At 70.0% G+C, this 17,338-nt stretch carries 21 protein-coding genes; 8 read left to right on the top strand and 13 right to left on the bottom strand.

Features of this window, described 5'->3' with window-relative positions:
- Positions 1-53: 53 nt before the first annotated feature.
- Together KIK05_RS49465 and KIK05_RS29905 are read right to left on the bottom strand one after the other, a co-directional pair.
- Positions 54-296 carry a VOC family protein gene (locus tag KIK05_RS49465; RefSeq protein ID WP_372455619.1) on the bottom strand — a complete coding sequence of 81 codons (243 nt, stop codon included), beginning with the start codon at positions 294-296 and terminating at the stop codon, positions 54-56.
- Positions 297-410: 114 nt separating this feature from the next.
- Positions 411-1,022: a TetR/AcrR family transcriptional regulator gene (locus tag KIK05_RS29905; RefSeq protein WP_214414222.1), complete on the bottom strand. Its 612-nt coding sequence runs from the start codon at positions 1,020-1,022 to the stop codon at positions 411-413.
- Positions 1,023-1,114: 92 nt separating this feature from the next.
- On the opposite strand from KIK05_RS29905, the gene KIK05_RS29900 reads away from it, so the two are divergent.
- Both KIK05_RS29900 and KIK05_RS29895 read left to right on the top strand, forming a co-directional pair.
- Positions 1,115-2,047, top strand: a complete 933-nt coding sequence (locus KIK05_RS29900) for a zinc-binding dehydrogenase (protein WP_214414221.1) — start codon at positions 1,115-1,117, stop codon at positions 2,045-2,047.
- A 140-nt stretch (positions 2,048-2,187) separates the two neighbouring features.
- Positions 2,188-2,547: an SRPBCC family protein gene (locus KIK05_RS29895; protein ID WP_214414220.1), complete on the top strand. Its 360-nt coding sequence runs from the start codon at positions 2,188-2,190 to the stop codon at positions 2,545-2,547.
- Here KIK05_RS29895 and KIK05_RS29890 read toward each other — a convergent pair.
- The 4 genes from KIK05_RS29890 to ureA form a co-directional block, all read right to left on the bottom strand.
- The gene (locus KIK05_RS29890; protein WP_214414219.1) at positions 2,520-3,401 is read right to left on the bottom strand and encodes an SMP-30/gluconolactonase/LRE family protein; all 882 of its coding nucleotides are present in this window, start codon (positions 3,399-3,401) and stop codon (positions 2,520-2,522) included. The two genes, KIK05_RS29895 and KIK05_RS29890, sit on opposite strands and share 28 nt — an antisense overlap.
- 123 nt (positions 3,402-3,524) lie before the next feature.
- Positions 3,525-4,517 carry an agmatine deiminase family protein gene (locus KIK05_RS29885; RefSeq protein ID WP_214414346.1) on the bottom strand — a complete coding sequence of 331 codons (993 nt, stop codon included), beginning with the start codon at positions 4,515-4,517 and terminating at the stop codon, positions 3,525-3,527.
- An 18-nt stretch (positions 4,518-4,535) separates the two neighbouring features.
- Positions 4,536-6,179: an urease subunit alpha gene (locus tag KIK05_RS29880; protein ID WP_214414218.1), complete on the bottom strand. Its 1,644-nt coding sequence runs from the start codon at positions 6,177-6,179 to the stop codon at positions 4,536-4,538.
- Positions 6,179-6,856 carry an urease subunit gamma gene (ureA, locus tag KIK05_RS29875; RefSeq protein WP_214414217.1) on the bottom strand — a complete coding sequence of 226 codons (678 nt, stop codon included), beginning with the start codon at positions 6,854-6,856 and terminating at the stop codon, positions 6,179-6,181. The genes KIK05_RS29880 and ureA overlap by 1 nt, the downstream gene beginning before the upstream one ends.
- Positions 6,857-7,017: 161 nt before the next feature.
- Between ureA and KIK05_RS29870 the strand changes: the two genes are divergently transcribed.
- Both KIK05_RS29870 and KIK05_RS29865 read left to right on the top strand, forming a co-directional pair.
- Entirely contained in the window at positions 7,018-7,605 is a 588-nt protein-coding gene (locus KIK05_RS29870; protein WP_214414216.1) for a TetR/AcrR family transcriptional regulator, read from the top strand.
- Positions 7,606-7,727: 122 nt separating this feature from the next.
- Positions 7,728-8,807 carry a C45 family autoproteolytic acyltransferase/hydrolase gene (locus KIK05_RS29865; protein WP_214414215.1) on the top strand — a complete coding sequence of 360 codons (1,080 nt, stop codon included), beginning with the start codon at positions 7,728-7,730 and terminating at the stop codon, positions 8,805-8,807.
- Between the two features lie 146 nt (positions 8,808-8,953).
- Here KIK05_RS29865 and KIK05_RS29860 read toward each other — a convergent pair whose 3' ends face one another.
- A complete protein-coding gene (locus KIK05_RS29860; RefSeq protein WP_308250174.1) occupies positions 8,954-9,292 on the bottom strand; it encodes a helix-turn-helix transcriptional regulator in 339 nt (112 codons plus the stop codon).
- Positions 9,293-9,465: 173 nt separating this feature from the next.
- Here KIK05_RS29860 and KIK05_RS29855 point away from each other — a divergent pair, with 173 nt between their 5' ends.
- A complete protein-coding gene (locus tag KIK05_RS29855; RefSeq protein WP_214414214.1) occupies positions 9,466-9,927 on the top strand; it encodes an STAS domain-containing protein in 462 nt (153 codons plus the stop codon).
- Positions 9,928-9,960: 33 nt separating this feature from the next.
- Here KIK05_RS29855 and KIK05_RS29850 read toward each other — a convergent pair whose 3' ends face one another.
- Positions 9,961-10,734: a MerR family transcriptional regulator gene (locus KIK05_RS29850; RefSeq protein ID WP_214414213.1), complete on the bottom strand. Its 774-nt coding sequence runs from the start codon at positions 10,732-10,734 to the stop codon at positions 9,961-9,963.
- A 3-nt stretch (positions 10,735-10,737) separates the two neighbouring features.
- Positions 10,738-10,875, bottom strand: a complete 138-nt coding sequence (locus KIK05_RS29845; RefSeq protein ID WP_214414212.1) for a hypothetical protein — start codon at positions 10,873-10,875, stop codon at positions 10,738-10,740.
- Between the two features lie 170 nt (positions 10,876-11,045).
- Here KIK05_RS29845 and KIK05_RS29840 point away from each other — a divergent pair, with 170 nt between their 5' ends.
- On the top strand, positions 11,046-12,278 hold the full coding sequence (locus KIK05_RS29840; RefSeq protein WP_214414211.1) for a serine hydrolase domain-containing protein: 1,233 nt from the start codon (positions 11,046-11,048) through the stop codon (positions 12,276-12,278).
- On the opposite strand, the gene KIK05_RS29835 is transcribed toward KIK05_RS29840, so the two are convergent.
- Entirely contained in the window at positions 12,268-13,533 is a 1,266-nt protein-coding gene (locus KIK05_RS29835) for an MFS transporter (protein ID WP_250563696.1), read from the bottom strand. The genes KIK05_RS29840 and KIK05_RS29835 overlap by 11 nt on opposite strands.
- Before the next feature lie 161 nt (positions 13,534-13,694).
- Here KIK05_RS29835 and KIK05_RS29830 point away from each other — a divergent pair, with 161 nt between their 5' ends.
- Positions 13,695-14,645, top strand: coding sequence for a GlxA family transcriptional regulator (locus KIK05_RS29830; RefSeq protein WP_250563695.1), 951 nt, complete (start codon positions 13,695-13,697; stop codon positions 14,643-14,645).
- Positions 14,646-14,762: 117 nt separating this feature from the next.
- On the opposite strand, the gene KIK05_RS29825 is transcribed toward KIK05_RS29830, so the two are convergent.
- Together KIK05_RS29825 and KIK05_RS29820 are read right to left on the bottom strand one after the other, a co-directional pair.
- Entirely contained in the window at positions 14,763-15,170 is a 408-nt protein-coding gene (locus KIK05_RS29825) for a PPOX class F420-dependent oxidoreductase (RefSeq protein ID WP_214414208.1), read from the bottom strand.
- A 130-nt stretch (positions 15,171-15,300) separates the two neighbouring features.
- On the bottom strand, positions 15,301-15,912 hold the full coding sequence (locus KIK05_RS29820; RefSeq protein WP_214414207.1) for a TetR/AcrR family transcriptional regulator: 612 nt from the start codon (positions 15,910-15,912) through the stop codon (positions 15,301-15,303).
- Between the two features lie 136 nt (positions 15,913-16,048).
- Between KIK05_RS29820 and KIK05_RS29815 the strand changes: the two genes are divergently transcribed.
- Positions 16,049-16,270, top strand: coding sequence for a hypothetical protein (locus tag KIK05_RS29815; protein ID WP_214414206.1), 222 nt, complete (start codon positions 16,049-16,051; stop codon positions 16,268-16,270).
- A gap of 88 nt (positions 16,271-16,358) precedes the next feature.
- Here the strand turns inward: KIK05_RS29815 and map are convergent, their stop codons facing one another.
- Complete coding sequence (gene map, locus KIK05_RS29810) at positions 16,359-17,141, bottom strand: type I methionyl aminopeptidase (RefSeq protein WP_214414205.1); 783 nt, start codon at positions 17,139-17,141, stop codon at positions 16,359-16,361.
- Positions 17,142-17,338: the final 197 nt, after the last annotated feature.

Below are 17,338 nucleotides of genomic sequence, written 5' to 3'. Positions count from 1 at the left end.
TCTTCGGCCGCGCCGGGGCAAGATGAGCCCTGGCGCGGCCGCTGCGGGTGGGCCTACTGCTGGTGGATCTGGATCAGGTTGCCGCAGGTGTCGTCCAGCACGGCCGTCGTGACCGTCCCCATCTTGACGGGCTCCTGGGTGAACCGCACACCGAGCTCACGCAGCCGCTTGAACTCCGCGTGGGCGTCGTCCACCGCGAACGACGTGGCGAGGGTCTGCCCGTCCCTCTCGGTCGGCTCGTCAAAATCGTTCTGCGGCTGGGGATCGGCGAGTGCCTTGCAGGCATCGTCCGCCATGGCCGCACAATATGCAAGTCCTCACTTGCCTATCGAGCGGCGCCGCGGACGGACAGCCGGTGCCTGCGTGCGCGTACTCGACCAAGCGTGATCAAGGGGAGTCGAGTCCGCCGGTCAGATCTCCGCGTTCAGGCCGTCGTTCATGGAGTCGTAGGCGCCGCGGACGCATCGGGGCAGCTGTGCCGGATCGCAGTCGGGAAGCCACTGATCGTACGCACAGCGCCATGCGGCGACGCAGAACTCCAGCGCCAGCCGCTGTTCGAGGGTGTCCGGGATGGCGAGCCGCTGCTTGATCTCACTCTGGATCTCGTCGCAGTACCGCAGCGAGTATCCGTTCAGCGATGGTGACTCCTCGATCAGTTTCAAGGTGGCCGCGAAGCGCGGGTGCCAGGTGCCTCCCATGCGGTCGAGGGCGACCAGCATCGTGTCGCGGAACACGTCGGCCAGGCGCCCCGACTGCTCGCGCTCGCCCAGGACCACCAGGAACGTGGTCCACAACTCCTTGACGGCGGTGAGGGCCACGTCCTCCTTCGAGCGGTAGTTGCGGAAGAAGGTCCGACGCGACACCTCCACCCGTTCCAGCAGTGCGTCCAGCGGCGTGCTGTCGAATCCCTGCTCCGAGAAGAGCGCCACAGCGGTGTCGGCCAGCGCCTGACGGATGCGCAGCTTCTTGCGCTCCCGCAGGGAGGCGGGCTGGTCGGGAGATGGCTGGTGGGCGGTCGTCACCGTGCCAGCATAGCCGGGCCGCCCCAACAAGGCATGTGCTACATTGACGCGAATGCCACACTGTGGCGTTTTTGAATGAAGGAGACAGACCTGTGCGTGCCCTTGTTGTCGATCACAGCGCCCCGGCGCATCTCACCCTGACCGACGTCCCCGACCCGATACCCGCGCCCGGCGAGGCGCTGGTGCGGGTCGAAGCGGTCTCGCTCAACTACGGAGAGGTGAACGACGCCGCCGACCCCACGACCCCGGAGGGCACTGTGATCGGCTGGGACGCGGCCGGAACCGTGGTCCGGGCCGCGGCCGACGGAACGAGCCCCGCAGCCGGAACCCGTGTCGTCACCGTGGGTGTGACCGGCTGGGCGCAACTGCGCGCCGTGTCGGCCACCCGCCTCGGCGTCGTTCCCGACGATGCGGATCTCGGCGCCGTCAGCACGGTCCCGGTCGCCGGGCTGACCGCGCTTCATGTCCTGCGCCGCATGGGCCAGCTGACGGGCCGCCGGGTCATGGTCACAGGTGCGTCCGGCGGGGTCGGCCGCTACGCCGTCCAGCTCGCCGCCCGCGCGGGGGCCGAGGTGGTGGCGATCAGCCGGAACCCGTCCCGGGCGGACGAACTGCGTGCCCTGGGGGCGCACGAAGTCCACACCGATCCCGCCGCGGTCGAGCAACCGGTGTTCGGCGTGCTGGACAACGTCGGTGGCCGGCAACTGGTGGACGCCTTCGCCGCCCTGGAGGCCCACGGCACGCTGGTGAACGTGGGGCGGTCGTCGGGTGCCGACTCCGTCTTTCCCCCAGAGGCCCTGCTGGCCACCGGTGGACGGCACGACCGCTCCATCCGAACCTTCTTCCTGTACGGCGAGCCGGCCGCGGACTTCTCCGCAGACCTGAGATGGCTGGCCGCCGAGGTCGCCGCCGGCCGCCTCGACCCGGGGATCACCTGGCGCGGTTCGTGGACCCGTTACGCCGAGGCGGCACAAACCCTGCTTGACGGCCGCCTGCACGGTAAAGCGGTCCTCGACATCGCCTGAGCCGAAGGCCGCTGGACGCGGCGTGCGAATCCGAACCCTCGCACTCCGCACGCGACCGGGCCGGGATCGCGGCCCGCTTGTCGTCGTCGACCACCGGACGGCGGCGGGCCGCCTCCGGGCCGTCCTTCTAGACTGCGGAAATGATCGAATTGGGTTCGCGAGAGCGCAAGCAGCCGCCGCCCCCTCGCATCGTGTGGGAGAGCCTGACCGACCCTTGGCGGCCTGGCGGACGGCGGTGGCTCGACCTGAGGGCCGATGAAGTCAAGCCGCGCGTCCTTCGGGCGGTGGAGCCGGAACTCGTGGTCTGGTCGTCGTTGTGGCCGGAAAGGCCCGATGACGAGATCCGGTTCGACATCCGGCCGGCCGAGGATGGCGGGTGCTCACTGCGCTGGACACTGCTGACACCTGGGGAAGCTCCGGAACAGGCTGTGATCGGCCGTCTGCGTTACCGGCTCAACTTCCTGATCAATGCTCAGCTCCGGTTTTCCTTCGGGCAGTGAGGCTCGACGTGACAGTGCGACCAGCCTGCGCCGGGTACCGTGACCTGGGTCGAGAGCACTTGACCGGTTCCGGGTGGCACCATCTCGGGCATGCGCCACTCGGCCGCCACGATGAACAGCGTCCTTCCGTCCTGGCCTCCGAGAGCGCAGGCGAAGCATCCCCGGTCGACTTCGACGGTTTGCAGGACCTCACCGCCCTCCCGGATGCGGACGCAGTGCTTGTTGCCGACGTCGGCGTACCAGACGGCGCCTTCGGCGTCGATACAGATGCCGTCGGGGTGGTCCTCGCCGGTTTCGGCCCAGACCCGGCGATTGGACAGGCCGCCGTCGGCCCCGATGTCGAAGGCGGTGAGCCTGTTGCCGTACGAGTCGGCGACGATCAGCGTCGAGTCGTCCTGCGTCACGGCCATGCCGTTGGGGAAGGCGATGTCGTCGGCCACCTGGCGTGCCGAACCGTCGGGGCCGACGTGCACGACGCTTCCGGGCGCGAACGGCCCACCGGTGAGCATGTCGAACCCGATGCGGTTGACGTAGATGTTGCCGCGGCCGTCGATGGCGATGTCGTTCCAGCCGCGCCCGAGACCGGTGAGGTCGGCCCGGGTCACCAGCGAGCCATCGGGTTCCGATCGCAGCAGTAGCCCCCGTGCGGAGTCGACGATCAACAGCCGCCCGTCGGCCTGCCAAGCCGTGCAGAGCGGAAGCGAGTCCACCCGGGCCACCACCTCGGACCTACCGTCCAGGTCGAGCGCGATCACCTCATGCGCTGTCCAGTCGGAAAAGTACAGGCGGCCGTCGTGCCAGCGTGGCGACTCGACCAGCCCGAGACCGGTCAGCCACGTATGCAGTTCCGACATGAAGAGTCCCTTCGCAACGTCGAGTCCGCTGCAATCGGCGAGGTGGGTACACCTTCATGGACCGTACGCGGCCGGTGCGACAGTTTCCGGGACATCGCCGGCCTTGATCGACTTCGTCGTCATCTACCGTGAGGCCGCCGCGCGGGGCTGTTGCTGGGTGATGCAGTGGATGCCGCCTCCGAGCGCGAAGATGTCGCGGGCGTCGACCGCCTCGATCGCCCTGCCGGGGAAGAGCTTCGCGAACAGCTCGGCGGTCTCGCCGTCCCGCGGGTCGTCGAAGGAGCAGAGCAGAGCCAGGCCGTTGGCGAGGTAGTGGTTGATGTAGGAGTAGTCGACCGGCTTGCCGTCCGCCTCCTGAACGGTCGGGGCGGGCAGCTCGACCACCTCCAGGGGACGCCCCTTGGCGTCCGTGGCGGCGCGCAGTATCGCGAGGTTCTCCCGGGTGATCTCGTGGTCGGGATGCGCCGGGTCCGGCTGCACATGGCACAGCACCAGGCCGGGCCGTACGAACGAGGCCAGCAGGTCGACGTGCCCGTTCGTCCCGTACCCTCCGTAGTCGGCGCTCAGTCCGCGGGGGAGCCAGATCGCCTTCTCCACTCCCAGCAGGGCGTGGAGCTCGGCCTCGACCTCGGCCTTCGTCCAGCCGGGGTTGCGCCGCGGGTCGAGCTGGACGGTCTCGGTGAGGATGACCGTGCCTTCGCCGTCCACGTGGACGCCGCCGCCCTCACCGACCATCGCGGTGCGATGGCCGGGAACGCCCACCCGGTCGAGGACGGATGAGGCGACCAGGTCGTCCTTCTCGTGCGGGGCCCACCCCCAGCCGTTGAAGGTCCAGTCGACCCCGGTGAGCCGCCCGCCGTCGAACACGAAGGTGGGCCCGTTGTCGCGCATCCAGCAGTCGTCGAGCGGCTGCTCGGCCACCTCGACGCGCGGGTCGAGCCATCTGGCCGCCGACTCCCGCTCCGAGGGGTCGACCAGCATCGTGACGGGCTCGTACCGGACGATGGTGTTGGCGACCGACGACCAGGCCCGGTACGACGCCTCCGCCCGCTGCAGCGCATAGCCGATCGGCCACGACATCCAGGTGCGGCTGTGCGGGTGCCACTCCGGCGGCATGAACAAGGGGATCGCTCCTCAGAGGAAGTAGAGACGGTTCAGCGAGACGAAGTCGGACGGTCCGGACTCGACCCGCTCGCCGTCGAGCGAGACGCGGCCCTGCCGGTCGACGTCCACGTGCCCGAGGCGGCTGTTGCGGACCATGGAGGCGGGACCGATGCCGCGGGTGCCGCGTACGCCGACCCGGCGCCTGCGGGTGGGCAGGTGGTCGCCGGACGCGGCGGCCTGCGCCACGAAGGCGACCGACAGGTCGGCGGCGGTCGCGCCGTGCGCGCCGAACTGCGGGCCGAGCACGAGCGGCTCGCAGGTGTCGGTGGAGGCGTTCGGGTCGCCGGTCACGCCGTAGGCGGGGAAGCCCGCCTTCAGCACGAGTTGTGGCTTGGCGCCGAAATAGGCCGGTTGCCACAGGACGATGTCGGCGAGCTTGCCCACCTCCAGCGTGCCGACCTCGTGGGACAGGCCGTGCGCGATGGCGGGGTTGACGGTGAGCTTGGCCAGGTAGCGCAGGACTCGCTCGTTGTCGTGCCGTCCGGGGGCGCCCCGTTCGGCCTTCATCTTCCCGGCCATGGCGAAGGTGCGCCTGACGGTCTCGCCGGCCCGGCCCATGCCCTGCGCGTCGGAGGAGGTGATGCCGATGACGCCCAGGTCGTGCAGCACGTCCTCGGCGCCCATGGTCCCCGCCCTGATCCGGTCGCGGGCGAGCGCGGCGTCGCCGGGCAGGCCGGGCTTGAGGCCGTGCACCGAGACGATCATCCCGTGGTGCTCGGCGATGGCGTCCCGGCCGAACGGCAGCGTCGGGTTGGTGGACGAGCCGATCACGTTGGGCACTCCGGCCAGCTTGAGGACGTTCGGCACGTGCCCTCCTCCGCAGCCTTCGATGTGGAAGGCGTGGATCGTCCTGCCGGACAGCACGGCCAGGGTGTCCTCCACCGACAGGCACTCGTTGAGCCCGTCGGTGTGCAGGGCCACCTGCACGTCGTACTCCTCGGCGACGGACAGGGCGGTGTCCAGGGCGCGGGTGTGGGCGCCCATGTCCTCGTGCACCTTGAAACCCGAGGCGCCGCCCTCGACCAGCGCCTCGACCAGGGGCGCGGGGTGGGAGGAGGAGCCGCGGGCCAGGAAGCCGATGTTGACCGGCCAGGCGTCGAAGGCGTTGAACGCGTGCCGCAGCGCCCACGGCGAGTTCACCCCGACCCCCCAAACGGGGCCGAACTCCTGCCCGATGATCGTCGTCACGCCGGAGGCCAGCGACGCCTCCATGATCCGCGGCGACAGCAGGTGCACGTGCGTGTCGATCGCCCCGGCGGTCGCGATGAGGCCCTCGCCGGACACGATCGTGGTCCCGGTGCCCACCACGACCTCGACGCCGTCCAGCGTGTCGGGGTTGCCGGCGCGGCCGATCGCGTGGATCCGTCCCTCGCGGACGCCGATCGAGGCGCTGCGCACCCCCAGGACCGGGTCCAGGATCAGGACGTTGCTGATCACCAGGTCGCAGGTCTCCCGTACCGAGGCGGCCTTCAGGTGCAGGCCGTCCCTGGCGGTCTTGCCGAACCCGGCCAGGAACTCCTCGCCCCGCTTCTGCGAGTCGTGCTCGACCTCCACCACCAGGCCCGAGTCGCCGAGCCGTAGCCGGTCGCCCTCGCGGTAGCCGTACGTACTCATCACGCCCCCAGATATCCGCACTCGCGGGCCCGCTCGATCGCCGTCTCGAACGCGCCGGGCGCGTCCAGCGGCCCGTCCACCAGCCCGGCGAATCCGATGGCCACCCGCCCGCCCCCGATCGCGACGAGCGGCACCTCACGGGTGACGCCGGGCTCGAACCGGATCGTCGAGCCCGCGGGTACGGCCAGGCGGCGGCCGTAGGCGAGGGCGCGGTCGAAGCGCAGCCGCGGGTTGACCTCGAAGAAGTGGAAGTGCGAGGTCACGCTGATCGGCACGGACGCGGTGTTGACGACCTCGACCTGGACGGTCTCGGGTGCCTCCTCCGGGTGGTCGGCCGCGAGGAGGGCGCCCGGGGCGTCGGGGCCCAGGGAGCCGCCGCCGAACGGGTCGGTGACCACCGCCAGCCGGGAGCCGTCGTCGTACACCGCCTCGACCTGGATCTCGGTCAGGACGTCCGGCACGCCGGGCAGCACGTCGTCCGGGCCCAGCACGCCGCGGCCCGCCTCGATCGCCTCGGCGAGCCGGGCGCCTCCGCGGGCGGCCTCGCAGACGGTGTCCGCGATCAGTGCCGTGGCTTCGGGCACGTTGAGCCGCAGGCCCCTGGCCCGCCGGGAACGGGCCAGCTCGGCCGCCGTGAACAACAGCAGCCGATCCCGCTCAGTGGGCGTCAGTCTCACTCTTCCTCCGGATCGGGTCGGGGAGCGGCGCGGCATCACGAAGACACGGGACCACGGGCCCGCCGGGCATCGGAGCCGACAGGGTTTGAACCGTACTCAAAGTTTGAGCACAGGTCTATATTTGACCGCGAATCAGGACGAAAGGCACTACGGTGAGGCGCATGGTGCGGGAGTCGAAGATCACCCTGGAGCGCCCCGACATGCGGGCGCACGTGCTCAAGGCCGTCCTGCTGGCGATCGAGGAGGTCGGCTTCACCCGGTTACGGATCAAGGACATCGCCGACCGGGCCGGGATGAGCACGAGCCACGTGCTCTACTACTTCGGCAGCCGCGATCGCATCCTCGTCTCCACACTGCTCATGAGCGAGGCCGACCTCGACGAGCGCCGCCGGGCCGAGCTGGCTCGCCTGGACCCCCACGCGGCGCTGGACCGCCTGGTCGAGCTCTACCTGCCACAAGGACCACAGGACGTGCGCTGGCGGCTGTGGGCGCAGGTCGTCGCCCGGCCGCCCGAGGACGAGGAGACGCTGCTCCGGCTCGACGGCTTCTTCCGCTCCTGGGCCGCCGAACTGGCCGCCATCGTGCGCGGGCTGTCGGACCTCGACGCGGAGGCGGCCGAGGACTTCGCGGCCAGGCACTGCCGACTCATGGACGGCCTGAGCAACGACGTCCTGCTCGGCATACCGGGCCACGACGCGTCCTGGGCGAAGGAGACCGTGCTCGCGTCCATGCGCCGCGAACTCGCCTGAGCCCGCACCGGACCCGGCGCGCGCAGTTGCGCCGTCCCGTGGAGGAGCGCGGGACCACACCGGTGCGGCCGGAGCAGATGCTCACCGCCCCGCGGCACGGCTGAACCCGAACGAAGGAAGAGATGAACCCCGAAAGGCCACACATCGTCGTCAGCGCGTCCGACCCCTTCGGCCGTGGCGAGGAACGCGGCGAACGGCTCCGCGACGCCCTCCCCGGCGGGCTCGGCCTCTACATCGAGCTCTTCCGCCTGGCCGGGCTGAGCGAGGAGCGCGTCCGCGAGGACGCGCTCCGTACGGCGGAGGTGATCGACGCGTTCCGCCCGCGCCTGCGGAAGGAGATGGACGGCGTCGCCGCGGGCGCCGGGATCGACCCCTGGCAGGTCTACGCGCTCAACGCGCGCACCGAACTCCTGGCGCAGAGCGGGCAGGGCCGTCCCGGCGAGTGCTCGACCATCGTCCGGCGCCTCGAACCCGGCGGGAGCGGCCCGCGTACCTTCGGAGCGCAGACCTGGGACTGGCACGTCGAGCTCGCACCGTACTGGCACACGCACGAGGTGCGCGGTGGCCGGCACGACGTGGTCGGGCTCACCGAGCACGGCATCCTCGGCAAGGTCGGCGTCAACAGCGCCGGGCTCGCGCTGCACTTCAACATCCTCGGTCACCGCGCGGACGGCGTCGGCGGGGTTCCGGTACACCTCCTCGCCGCCACCGTGCTGGAGGAGGCGGGGTCGGTGGGGGAGGCGCTCGACCTCGTGCGATCGGCGTCCGTCAGCGCGTCGAGCTCGTTCACCCTTTTCGATCGGGAGACGGCCGTCACCGCCGACATCACCCCGATCGGGGTGTTCGTCGTCGAGCCGGTCGGCGGGACCGTCATCCGCACCAACCACTTCCTCTCCCCGGAACCCCGGGCGGGCGAGAAGAACGAGCTCTACCAGCCGGATTCCGGCGAGCGTTACGACCTCATCGCCGCCCGCCTCGCACGCGGCCCGCGACCGCGGGACGCGGCCGGACTGCTCGGCTTCCTCTGCTCCGGCCCGGGCCAGCCGCCGCTGTGCTGCGTGCCGGACATGACCCTGCCGTTCGGGGAGCGCTGGGCCACGCTGTCCACGATCGTGCTCGAACCCGCGGGCCGGACGGCTCGCGTCGCCGACGGATCCCCGCTGGAGGCACGAGACCGGCCGTGGCGGGTGCTCACGGCCTGACGCGCACGGGGGCGGTCCGGGCGGCCGCCGGTCATCCGGGGTAGCCCCGCCGCTGGAATCGCCGCAGAGCGGCCGCGCGGCGCTCCCGCCTGCCCCGGCACCGGATCGCCTCGCATTCGTGTCCTTCGCTCCTGGTGAAGCACGGTCTACGATCCCGGCGTCTGATCGGTGTCGCGTGCTCGCTGGTGGCGCGTGAAGATGTCCAGCAGTACGCCGATGGGCACGTTCGACTCCGTCGGGTAGCGGAAGCCCCGATCAGGATTGATCGTATAGCGGTTGCGGCGGCCGATCTTGGATCGGGAAAGGTAGCCCTCCTGGTGCAGGTCGCTCACGATGCCCTGCACCGCGCGCTCGGTGATGCCGATGACGGCGGCGATGTCGCGCAGCCGCGTCTGCGGGTTGCGGGCGATCTCCAGCAGGACGCGGGCGTGGTGGGTCAGGAACGTCCAGGAGGACGAACGCTCGTCGATGCTTTTAGCGGCCACGTCGCGTTATCCCGTGATCCCGGCATCAGTAGACACATGCCCCAGAAACGGACATGGCCGGACGTCGCTACACGAAGTACTATACAGGAACGGTCTTTCGTGTATCGTTGTTCCAGCGTATGGTTGAAATGCCCAGGTTTGTGCCTAGATGCCCACACAGCCAGGGGGACCGCATGGCTCTCACACAGCACCGCCCCTCCGGGGCCGCTTCATCATCCCTGGGCACGCCGGCCGTCGGCAACGCCGGCCGGAAGCCGGCCACAACCGAGGGCGCCTCCGTGACGATCAACGACAAGCCCGCACCGGACGCCGGTCTCATCGAGGCGGTGCTCCATCTCGATCGCACGCTCCGCATCACCTACAGCCCGCTCCCTCGGGGAGGCGTGGTCCGGCTGGTCGGCGAGCTCGACGCCGGCAACACCCCGCCGGTCGCTCGGACGCTGACGCAGGTCAGGGCGGGGGAGGGGGTCCTGACCGTCGACGTCGCCCAGCTGGAGTTCGTCGACCTCGCCGGCCTGCGCATGCTGATCGGCCTGTGCCGCGACCGCTCGGCCCGGCTGGCCGGCGTTCCGCTGAGCATGCGCCGCCTGCTCCGTCTCCTGAACCAGGAGGACGTCCTCGGCACCCGTGCATGATCTTGCCCCAGGTCGGCGCCTGGTGGGCGGCCGTCACTGATGAGGGACGTGGACGCCGGCCGCGCGCAGGTTCGCCTCGACCAGCGCGTTCAGCCGGCCGATGGACGGCTCCTCTTCTCGGTGGTGATTGACCAGTCCGTACCGGGCGGCGGCGTCGGACTGGTTCCCGAACCCGGCGGGCATCGCCAGCACCGCACGGTCGGCCAGCAGTTTGCCGGCCAGCGCGGAGGCCAGCTCCTCGATGCGCGGGTCGTCCGGATCCCAGGACCTCGCATCCAGGCCGCGCCTGGTCAGCTCGACCAGCTCGGGGTCGTCGAGCGAACGTTCGAGCTGCGCCAGGAAGCTGTCGAAGATCGCCGGAATCAGCGCCCGGGTCAGTACCAGAGCCTCCCGTTGAGCGGCCACGTAGTCGGGGCCGAAACCGAGGTCGACGAGTCGGTCCAAGACCGCACAGGCCCGGTCGGACAGCAGGACCCGGTCGCCGTGGGCGAGCCGCTGCAGCGTGTCGCGGCGCGCGATCAAATCCTCGATGCGTTCGGTGAGCCGGCGATGGACGTCGTCAAGGGCGGCGGCGAACCGCTCGGGATCGGCGTCGAGCAGGTCACCGATCTCGGCCAGCGGCACGCCGGCCCCGGCCAGGGTCCGGATCTGGACCAGCCGGAGCAGGTCGGCCGATCGGTAACGCCGGTAGCCGGAACCGTCACGTTCCGGCTCGGCGACCAGGCCGAGCCGGTGATAGTGCCGCACGGTCTTGATCGTGACGCCGACGAACGACGCCGCCTGACCGATCGTGAGCCCGTCTGCCATCGCTCAGCGCACCTCCGGACCGTGGGCGGCCGCGGCCCCGCGGACCGGGCCGTTCACGGCGCGGAAGCCCTCGCGCGGGTTCGAGCCGTGGTCGCCGGTGACCTTCGCGCTCACCGGGAGGTCTGAGGTGCGGGCAATCACAGAGGCGAGGGTAGCGCGCATTCGTCGCGGCAGAAGTTGACCTTGACCTTAGGTCAGGGTGCAGGCTCACCGCATGGCCGCCTCGAAGGGGCCCGGTGGCCACCAGGGCCACCGTGGCGCTTTCGAGCTGTGCCGAACACCTGCTCTCGCGTTCAAAGGGATGACCATTCATGGTGGGTAACAGCAACAGCGGCTTCTCCGAAGCAGGGCTGCGCAGGTTGCGTGAGGTGCTGGCGCGGCATGTCGAGTCGGGGAAGATCCCCGGGCTCGTCGCCCTGTTCAGCCGGGACGAGGAGACGCACGTCGAGGCGCTCGGGACGATGCGTCATGACGGTGGCGCGCCGATGGGCCGGGACACGATCTTCCGGATGGCGTCCACGTCCAAGCCGGTCACGATGGCGGCGGCGATGGTCCTGCTCGACGAGTGCCGGCTGCGGCTGGACGATCCGGTGGATCCGTGGCTGCCCGAACTCGCCGGCCGCCGGGTACTGAAGCGGCCCGACGGACCGCTGGAGGACACCGTGCCGGCACGACGGCCGATCACCGTACGGGACCTGCTGACCTCCACGTTCGGGCTCGGAGTGGACTTCGCGTTGCTGGACTCCCCGATCAGGGCCGCGACCTTCGAGCGGACCGACTACAGCGTGGCGTCCGGACCGGCGCCCGACCCGGACGAGTGGATGCGCCGCCTCGGGGAGCTGCCGCTGTCGTACCAGCCCGGAGAGCGGTGGCAGTACGACCTCAGCAACGAGGTGGTGGGCGTGCTCGTCGCCAGGGTCACGGGCCGGCCGCTGGAGACGTTCCTGCGCGAACGCGTCCTCGATCCGCTGGGGATGAAGGACACCGGCTTCCACGTGCCCGCCGGCGAGATCGACCGGCTGCCGCCCCTGTACGGGCCCGACCCGCAGACCGGAGAGTTCCTCGTGTGGGACGAGGCGGAAGGCGGAAGGGCCGGCCGGCCTCCGGCCTTCCAGGGCGGCGGCGGCGGGCTGGTCTCCACCGTCGACGACTACCACGCCTACTTCCGGATGCTGCTGAACGGCGGTACGCACGGCAGCGAGCGGATCCTGTCCCGGCCCGCCGTCGAGCTGATGACGACCAACCGCCTCACGCCGGAGCAGCAAGCCGCCCGGGACGCCATGTACAGGAACATCGTCCACATGTCGTCCGGCCAGGGGCTACAGGGCGGCTGGGGCTTCGGGATGGCGGTGCGCACCCACCGCGGCGACTACGCCTCCGTCGGCCAGTTCGGCTGGGACGGCGGAACCGGCACCACCGTCTACGCCGACCCGGACAAGCGGCTCACCGGAATCCTGCTCACCCAGGTCGGGATGTCCACCCCGGATTCGATGCGTCTCATCAACGACTTCTGGACCACGCTCTACCAGGCGATCACCGACTGACCCGCCCACCTGGTCGGGCCGGTTCGCGCCCAGCCCGCCTTGCGCCTGGCAGCCGAGCCGCCTTGCGGCCGGGGTCCCGGGCAGGCCGTGACAGCCACCAGGCGAGGAACGCCGCGAACGCGGCGAAGGCCGCGGCGACGGGCAGCAGGAGGACCGTGGAGCCGGTGGTGGTGAGAATGACCGCTCCGATGCCGCTGGCCAGGAAGTTGCCGAGGTAGCCGGTAGAGGTGTTCAGCGATGTGACGAGCGATGTGCCTTCGGGAGACGCGTAGGCCATGATCCGATGCTGCTGCGGTCCGATGACCGAGTACGACGCCACGCCGCTGAACGCCTCGGCGATCACCACGAGAATGAAGTTCTCCCGGATCGGGACCATGACCACGAACACCGCGGCGACGGCCATGGTGGCGCCGATGACGATGCGCCGCGGGCCGTACCGATCGGCCAGTGAGCCGGCCGTCAGGTTTCCCGCCGTGGCGGCGACTCCGAACACCAGCAGCAGGAGCGCGAGCCGGGCTTGCCCACCGCCGATGGCCGGCGCGAAGACCACGCTCATGTACGTGAAGGGAAGAAAGATGCCGATGAACGCCAGCAGGGTGACGACCAGGATCCGCAGGACCCGTCGGTCGGTCAGCGGCGCGACGCGCCGCCGCAATGTCGCACCTTGGTCGAGTGTGATGGGTGGCAGCAGGACGGCGATGACGACCGCGACGGCACCGGCGACCGCGGCGACGAACCATATCGCCTTCTGCCACCCCCACGCTCCGCCGATGAGCGTGCCCAGCGGAGCACCCAGCACCAGCGACAGTGTCGCCCCTGCGGTCACCATGGCGATGGAGCCGCCCCGGCGTCGTTCACCGGCGAGGTGCGCGGCCGTGGCCACGGCGCCGGCGACGAACAGCGCCGCGCCGGAACCCGCCAGCACGCGGGAGGCGAGGACCAGCCCGTAAGCGTGTGCCGACGCGGTCACGGCGTTTCCCGCCGCGAGCAGCGTGACTCCGGTCACGAGGACTCGGCGCCTGGGCCACCTGCCGGTGAGTGCGGCGAGGACAGGGCCCAGGAGCGCGTAGGCGACGGCGAATACGCTCACCATCTGACCGGCCGCAGCGGTACTGACGTTCAGCGTCTCGTGGATCTCGGGCAGGAGGCCGACGATGATGAATCCGTCGGTTCCGACCACGAAGGTTCCTAGCGCCAGAACGGCAGTCCGTGCACGCCAGGGGTACTCGCCGGAGGTCTTTTCGTTCTCGGTCATCTAGAGGGCCCCCAAGCCGGTCGGCGGCACGCTCAGGCCTCCCTGGACGACGGGCCACACCTGGGCGGGCGTGTTCTGTTCTGTCGTCATGAGGCCAGCCTGGCGTGCCGGCCGCCATCCGGCCGAGTGTCAGGAATGACATCATGCGGTACTTTCCTGCCATGCACCGCGTAGTGGCACTCGTACGCCCACCGCAGTCGACCTTCGAGCTCGCCTGCGCGGCCCAGGTGTTCGGGATCGAGCGGCGAGAGCTCCCGACGCGGTACGCCTTCAGCGTGTGCACCGAATGTCCTGGCCCGGTCGCGACCCACGCCGGGTACGACATGCTCGTGCCCGATGGGCTGGACGCACTCGACCGGGCGGACACCTTGATCATCCCGGGCTGGCTGCCGGCCGGGAGGCCACCCTCACCCGCGGTCGTCCAGGCGCTGCGCCGCGCGCACTCCCGCGGAACGCGGATGGTCAGCATCTGCTCCGGCGCCTTCGCGCTGGCGCACGCCGGTCTGCTGGACGGACGGCGGGCGACCACCCACTGGGCACTGGCGGACGAGCTCGCCGCGCGCTTCCCGGCCATCCAGGTCGACCCGGATGTGCTGTACGTGGATCACGGTGACGTGGCCACCAGCGCCGGCGCCGGGGCCGGTTTCGACCTGTGCATGCACCTGGTCCGCAAGGACCAGGGCGCCCGGTACGCCGCGCATGTCGCGCGGACCATGGTCATGCCGCCCCACCGCGAAGGCGGGCAGTTGCAGTACTCGACGCCGCCGCATCCGGCACAGATCGACGACACGCTCGCGCCGTTACTGGAATGGATCACCGAAAGACTCGGCGAACCGGTGACCATCGAGAGCATGGCCGCGCACGCGGGCCTCTCGACGCGTACCCTCGCCCGCCGGTTCGCCGATCAGCTCGGCACCAGCCCAGGGCAGTGGCTGCTCGCCCAGCGGATCGCCACGGCCCGGGACCTGCTGGAGTCCTCCGACCTCTCATTGGACGCCGTCGCCCGCCGCGTCGGTCTGTCCTCGGCCACCAATCTGCGCAGGCGCTTCCTCAGCACCGTGGGCACGACGCCAGGCGCCTACCGCCGGGCGTTCCGGGCCAAGCCGCGATGACGGCCCGAACTCTGCCCGAGGAGCATTCAGCGGCCCGCTTGCGAGCGGCTGCGGGCCGGCGTTCCTTTCGTGCCCATCCAGGCCCGGGCACAGGGAGTGTCACTCGACTTCGGTCCGTCAGGCCGAGTAGCCCAGCACGCGTTGCGGCGTGATCCGGATCTCCACGCGCACGTTTTCCGGGGGGAGCCGGAGGTACTCTTCTCCGCCGCCGGCGCCTTCGTACTTCTCCGCCAGCTCCACCGCCAGTCGCCTTCCCTCGTCCTCGGTGACCGTCGCCAACCCGCGGACCTCGACATATCGCTCGGGATCCGAAAGGTCGAACACGCTGAGACTGGCGCGCGGATCCCGCTGCAGGTTCAGGACCTTGCGCCTTCCGGCCTGGGAGGAGATGACCACGTCGTCACCGTCGGTGCCGACCCAGACGACCGAGGTCTGAGGACTGCCATCGGGGTTGAGCGTGGCGAGGATGCCGATGTTGGGGGCGTCGAGGATCTCCCGTGCGGAGTCGCTGAGGGTAACACTCATGATCGATAGCTTACGAGCCTCAGAACGCTCCAACAGTCGGGCGTCTCCATATCTCACGTACCTCCGGACCGGCCAGGGATCACGTCACTTCTCATGACACCCTGCTCGACGCTCGGCTTGAAGGCATGTGTCAGCCGTGGTCCGTCGCCGGGAAGATGCGGGCCAGTTGATGATCGATCAAGGCCACGGCTTCTTCGGGGGTCCGCTGTCCGAGCAGGACGGTGGTCTGGATCCCGTCGGCGCCTGCGACCAGGAACGCGGCCTCGGCCGCGGCGTCGAGGTGGCGGGGCACCTGGCCGAGCTCCTGGCCTTGTGTGATCAGATCCGCGACGAGGTTCTCCAGCGCATGCGGCGCGTCCCGGGCGACCTCGGCCAGGGCGGGGTCGATCAGGAAGGGGACGAAGTAGGCGGCGTACACCAGATGCCGGTTACGCCGTTCCTCGTCCAGCGGGAGCAGTTCGAGCAACACTCCCCGTACGAGTGCGTGCGTGCCCGGCGCTTCGCCGAGCGTCGTGAGGCGTTCACGGGCTCGTCGCTCGGCGTCGTCGTTGAGGATTTCCAGCGCGCCGAGCAGCAGCTGGTCGCGGGTGCCGAAGTAGTACTGCAGCAGCCGGGCGGAGACCTCGGCCTCGGCGGCGACCTGTCGCAACGTGACGTCTTCCAGCCCGCCACGGGTGGCCAGGCGCCAGACGGCTTCTGCGATCTGGCGACGGCGCTGGTCGTGGTCCACCTGTCTCGGCATGCCATCCGTCCTCGCGGCTCGTTTGTGGTGCGATCGTACCAATGTCGATGTTATGGTTCGATCGCACCACAAACTGTGGAGGGCGTGGCCACGCCTGCCGTCACGGCCCTACGGGGCGATGGGAGACGAAGTGCACATGAAGCACGTCACCGTGGAGATCATCGGCTTGGTGTTACTGGTGCTGGGAGCACAAGGTGCCATCCGGCTGCTGGTCGACCACGGCAACGCCGGGCTGTTCGCATGGTTGCCCGGCGGATTCGCGGTGTGGCTGGCATGTCACGCGGCGGCCGCCATCGCCGGAGCACTGCTGGCCGGCTGGGGCGGCAAGAAGGCCAAGCAGAGGGGGCGCGACCGATGACCGGCCGCCCACCGGCTCCTGGACGCAGTCCGTCCGGACCGGCGGCCCCAACGGAGCGGGCAGCCTCTCGACGTCACCGACTACGCGCTCATCCTCGCTCCGAGCTCGGCAAGGTGAGGATTTCGGCGCCGTCGTGGGTGATGGCGATCGTGTGCTCGCTGTGCGCTGTCCTGCAGCCTGTCGCGCTTCGGAGCGTCCACCCGTCGGCATCGGTGACGAGCTCGTCGGTGTCCGCCATCACCCACGGCTCCAGCGCGAGCAGCAGCCCAGGGCGCAGTTTGTACCCACGGCCGGGCCGTCCGGTGTTCGACACGTGCGGGTCCTGGTGCATCGTCGATCCGATGCCGTGGCCTCCGAACTCGATGTTGATCGGGTACCCCGCCTCGGTGAGGACCGAGCCGATGGCATGGGAGATGTCACCGACGCGAGCCCCGGGTCCGGCAGCGGCTATCCCTGCGCTCAACGCGCGTTCGGTTGCGCTGATCATCGCGACGCTCTCCGGGGGCCTTGATTCGCCCACGATGAAGCTGATGGCGGAGTCCGCGGCGACTCCGCCTTTGGAGACGGCGAGGTCGAGTGTCAGCAGATCGCCGTCGGCAAGCGTGTAGTCGTACGGCAGTCCGTGGAGCACGGCGTCGTTGACGGCCGTGCAGATGTAGTGGCCGAACGGCCCGCGTCCGAAGGACGGCTCGTAGTCGAAGTAGCAGGACTGTGCTCCAGCCTCGACGATCATCTCCTCGGCCCACCGGTCGATGTCCAGGAGGTTCGTGCCGACGGTGCTACGGCTCTTCAGTGTCTGCAAGATGTCAGCGACCACGGCGCCTGTGCCCCTTGCTCGGGCCAGTTCGGTGGGGCTCAGGATCTCGATCATGCGGTGCCCTTCTCGCGCATCCAATAACTATACCGGCCATATTATCCCGGTAGCAGCGCAGCCCTGGTCAGGTCGCCGCTCACTCCCGCAGAGGTCGAGCGCGGACAGTGCAGCCCTGCCCATCCCGATCGGAACGGTCCGTTCCCGCCTCAACCGCGCGGGCCATCGTCCGCGACGCCCTCGGCAGCACCGATCCC

The sequence above is a fragment of the Sphaerisporangium fuscum genome (assembly GCF_018531465.1).
Taxonomy (GTDB): domain Bacteria; phylum Actinomycetota; class Actinomycetes; order Streptosporangiales; family Streptosporangiaceae; genus Sphaerisporangium; species Sphaerisporangium fuscum.
The sequence above is the reverse complement of the archived record's forward strand: the minus strand, read 5'-3'. Positions and strand labels throughout refer to the sequence as shown.

Excerpts from the sequence above, each read along its gene's own strand:
- KIK05_RS29835 (WP_250563696.1), bottom strand. The coding sequence starts at position 13,533 with ATGACCGAGAACGAAAAGACCTCCGGCGAGTACCCCTGGCGTGCACGG.
- KIK05_RS29885 (WP_214414346.1), bottom strand. The coding sequence starts at position 4,517 with ATGCCGCCGGAGTGGCACCCGCACAGCCGCACCTGGATGTCGTGGCCG.
- map (WP_214414205.1), bottom strand. The coding sequence starts at position 17,141 with ATGATCGAGATCCTGAGCCCCACCGAACTGGCCCGAGCAAGGGGCACA.
- KIK05_RS29880 (WP_214414218.1), bottom strand. The coding sequence starts at position 6,179 with ATGAGTACGTACGGCTACCGCGAGGGCGACCGGCTACGGCTCGGCGAC.
- KIK05_RS29815 (WP_214414206.1), top strand. The coding sequence starts at position 16,049 with ATGAAGCACGTCACCGTGGAGATCATCGGCTTGGTGTTACTGGTGCTG.
- KIK05_RS29895 (WP_214414220.1), top strand. The coding sequence starts at position 2,188 with ATGATCGAATTGGGTTCGCGAGAGCGCAAGCAGCCGCCGCCCCCTCGC.
- KIK05_RS29890 (WP_214414219.1), bottom strand. The coding sequence starts at position 3,401 with ATGTCGGAACTGCATACGTGGCTGACCGGTCTCGGGCTGGTCGAGTCG.
- KIK05_RS49465 (WP_372455619.1), bottom strand. The coding sequence starts at position 296 with ATGGCGGACGATGCCTGCAAGGCACTCGCCGATCCCCAGCCGCAGAAC.
- KIK05_RS29870 (WP_214414216.1), top strand. The coding sequence starts at position 7,018 with ATGGTGCGGGAGTCGAAGATCACCCTGGAGCGCCCCGACATGCGGGCG.
- KIK05_RS29865 (WP_214414215.1), top strand. The coding sequence starts at position 7,728 with ATGAACCCCGAAAGGCCACACATCGTCGTCAGCGCGTCCGACCCCTTC.
- KIK05_RS29850 (WP_214414213.1), bottom strand. The coding sequence starts at position 10,734 with ATGGCAGACGGGCTCACGATCGGTCAGGCGGCGTCGTTCGTCGGCGTC.
- KIK05_RS29825 (WP_214414208.1), bottom strand. The coding sequence starts at position 15,170 with ATGAGTGTTACCCTCAGCGACTCCGCACGGGAGATCCTCGACGCCCCC.
- KIK05_RS29840 (WP_214414211.1), top strand. The coding sequence starts at position 11,046 with ATGGTGGGTAACAGCAACAGCGGCTTCTCCGAAGCAGGGCTGCGCAGG.
- KIK05_RS29855 (WP_214414214.1), top strand. The coding sequence starts at position 9,466 with ATGGCTCTCACACAGCACCGCCCCTCCGGGGCCGCTTCATCATCCCTG.
- KIK05_RS29820 (WP_214414207.1), bottom strand. The coding sequence starts at position 15,912 with ATGCCGAGACAGGTGGACCACGACCAGCGCCGTCGCCAGATCGCAGAA.
- KIK05_RS29830 (WP_250563695.1), top strand. The coding sequence starts at position 13,695 with ATGCACCGCGTAGTGGCACTCGTACGCCCACCGCAGTCGACCTTCGAG.